Origin of the sequence: Vibrio hepatarius (assembly GCF_018860525.1) — a bacterium.
In the GTDB taxonomy this organism is placed as follows: domain Bacteria; phylum Pseudomonadota; class Gammaproteobacteria; order Enterobacterales; family Vibrionaceae; genus Vibrio; species Vibrio hepatarius_B.
On the sequence record NZ_JAHKPM010000023.1, the window covers coordinates 1 to 3000 of the forward strand.

General features: G+C 43.1%; 4 protein-coding genes. All 4 read left to right on the forward strand.

Annotated elements, in window-relative coordinates:
• On the forward strand, positions 1 to 628 hold a 628-nt coding region (locus KO511_RS06865; protein WP_215986722.1), incomplete at its 5' end, for a ParA family protein.
• The gene (locus KO511_RS06870; RefSeq protein ID WP_215986723.1) at positions 625 to 1623 is read left to right on the forward strand and encodes a transcriptional repressor gene korB; all 999 of its coding nucleotides are present in this window, start codon (positions 625 to 627) and stop codon (positions 1621 to 1623) included. The genes KO511_RS06865 and KO511_RS06870, both read left to right, overlap by 4 nt.
• Positions 1624 to 1921: 298 nt before the next feature.
• Positions 1922 to 2266, forward strand: coding sequence for an IncP plasmid survival protein KfrB (gene kfrB, locus KO511_RS06875; protein WP_012774834.1), 345 nt, complete (start codon positions 1922 to 1924; stop codon positions 2264 to 2266).
• Between the two features lie 28 nt (positions 2267 to 2294).
• Positions 2295 to 3000: phosphoribosyltransferase (locus tag KO511_RS06880; RefSeq protein WP_215986724.1), on the forward strand; the 706-nt coding region annotated here is incomplete at its 3' end.

Genomic DNA, 3000 nt, shown 5'->3' on the forward strand with positions numbered 1-3000 from the left:
TTCTTACACATTGGATCAATTCTGTGTTGAAGGAGTTACCGCAAGTAGCTTTGTTAGTGGTGGTTCCATCAATATCACCAACGCAAATGAATCGGGGATTCATTTGTTTAAAGCTGACTCCGCTTTGGCAAACATGGAAAAAATGTCACTGGCCGATGCAGGTCAGAACCTTAAAAAAGGTTTGGCATCCTTGGAATCTCAAGGTTTTGATATTTGTTTGATTGATACAGCTCCCTCTCTTGGGGTATCACTGGCCGCGGCACTCTTTGCAAGTGACTATGTAATATCTCCTATTGAGCCAGAAGTTTATTCTATTCAGGGTATTAAGAAAATGAACGCTGTTATTTCTAACATGCGTAAAGTAAACCCTACCCTTTCATTTTTGGGAATGTTTCCGAGCAAGGTTGATAATCGTAAGCCTCGCCACCGCCGTAACCTGGAAGCTCTCCAGAACGCTTTCCCTCAACTAATGATCCCGCACACGGTTGGAGAACGCGACAGCATTGCCGAGGCATGTGCAATTGGTACTCCTGTATGGGGGATAAAAAAATCAGCTGCTAGAGTCGCAGCAAAAGAAGTTAGAGCCTTGGCTGAATACGTGTTTAATAAGATGGAGATTACAGCATGACCGCAAATAACAATGATATGACAGGATTGGGCCTTGAAGATATTGGCGACCTATCTGGTTTGCTAAACGAGCCTGAATCTAATAATGGCGGTTCTGGTCCTTTGATGCTGTCTTTGGATTTGATTGATGAAGATCCAAATCAACCACGGAAAGATGATAGCCCTGGCTTTAGTAAGGATAGTCTAGGGGAGCTGGCTGCTACGATTCGTCACCGTGGCGTTAAAACTCCTATTTCAGTTCGTGAGAACCTTGAACAACCTGGGCGTTATATTATTAACCACGGCGCTCGACGCACCAGAGCATCTAAGATTGCAGGAAAGGATGTTATTCCAGGCTTCATTGATAACGACTACAACGAAGCTGATCAAGTGATTGAGAACCTACAACGTAATGACCTTACTGCCCGCGAGATTGCTGATTACATTGGCCGTGAATTGGCTAAGGGTGTTAAAAAAGGTGAAATAGCTGAATCACTTGGTAAATCAGCCGCGTTTGTTAGTCAGCATGAGACTTTGTTGGACCTGCCAGAGCCTATAGCCGCTGCGTTTAACTCTGGTCGAGCAAATGACGTAACAGTAATTAATGAGCTTGTTAAAACGCATAAGAAGAACCCTGATGAAGTTTCAGCTTGGCTGGAAGATGAAGATCAGGAAATTACCCGTCCAGCAGTGAAGCTTCTACGAGAATATTTGGATGATAAACGTCATCATGTCGAAGAAGAAGAAGATGAATCAGCCTTTACTGGTGAAGATGAAGAAGAAAATCAAGATCAGGAAGAATCAGGCAATAACGACCCTAAGCCACCTAAAGAAGTTGATCCAAACAAATTGAAAAAAGCGATTGTCATGGTGGTACATGATAGCCGTTCGGCTCGTTTGGTCCTAGACCGCCGCCCTTCTTCTGATGGTATGGCTTGGTTGAAGTATGAAGATGACGGCCACGAATTTGAAACTGACTTGGGGGATGTTCAGCTTATGTCCTTGATTGAAGGCTAGGTTACATCGTCACGAAGTCTGAAATTTCTCACTCCTAACTACCCCGCTCTATGCGGGGTAATTCTTTGCATGTTTGATTAGGTTGAAGGTTTTAAAATTGCCTTAACTTCGTGCAATTGAGCTACTTCTCATTAAAAACAACCTGATAAATATAAGGTTTTGTCATAATATTAGAGTGTCCTTGAGAAAAAAATATCGGTTATCGTTGGAACCGATCTCGATTGGTTGCCGAGATCGGTTTTTTGTGGCTGATTGCATTGCAACCAAATGCATTATGTAGAAGATAGGAGCGCCGCAGATGAAACAACGCTTATTGGTTATGAATGGCCAGCGAATCATTCAAACTGATAACAGTGGCGCATGGACAAATCAAAAGGTTGAAAAAGCAGGTGCGTTAAAGCCTGGTATTTACAATCTCTACATGGCGAAAGAGGCTGATAAGTCAAAAAGCCATGACGGCATGATAGTCCATGCTGACACCAATAAGGTTTATCAACAAATTGGTAAAAATTTTGTCATGCACTCTAAAGAAAATTTCGATATAGTACCTGAAGTTGGGAGTGTAAAAAGCATCAATTATGATGCTTCGGGGAAAGCTGTAGTTACCCAGGCCGTGAAGCTTAGTAGAGGTCGCTCCCGATAGTTGTAGCCGCTAAAACTGGAGGTGATTTTTGAATAAGTTAGGCATTGGAGAGCGTTCTCCTTGGGGAGATTTTCCAAAGTTAATTAGAAATGGTGATTTAGGTGCGTTAAAAAACGAACCTGAATACCAAGCGGCCAAGTCAGGAGACATGCCCGCAGCTATTGACCTGGTAGATAGATTGATTACTGATGAAACAGTGAAATCTATTAAGGAGTACATAGGGGAAAGCAAGCCCCGTATATTGCCTGTTTTGGCTGTGGAGTCAGCTGGCAATAATAAAATACCGTTGGCTATGGCTGAGGTTTTGGCAGATCGTTTGGGGTTGGATGTTGAATTAAATATCGTTCAGCGTGACAAGGTTGGTCGCACTGATACGGGGGCAGATCATCGCCTGGCGTTTAATCCAACTTTTGACGGAAATGTCAAAAAGGGTGAACAATACTTAAGTGTAGATAACACTCTAGCAATGGGTGGAACCGTAGCCTCTCTAAAAGGCTATGTAGAGAATCGAGGTGGTCAAGTTGTGGCTGCGTCTGTTATGACCGCTCATGAAGGTGCGCTTAATTTACCTGTTAAGCCTGGAATGTTAGCGGCCATTAATAGTAAACACGGCCCAGCAATGAATCAATTTTGGAAGGATACTTTTGGTTATGAACTCGACAAACTCACACAAGGTGAAGCCGGACACCTCAAATCAGCCAAGACGGTTGAACAAATCCGAGATCGAATCACTA

Coding starts and splice junctions, on each gene's coding strand:
- KO511_RS06870 (WP_215986723.1), top strand. CDS start 625: ATGACCGCAAATAACAATGATATGACAGGATTGGGCCTTGAAGATATT.
- kfrB (WP_012774834.1), top strand. CDS start 1,922: ATGAAACAACGCTTATTGGTTATGAATGGCCAGCGAATCATTCAAACT.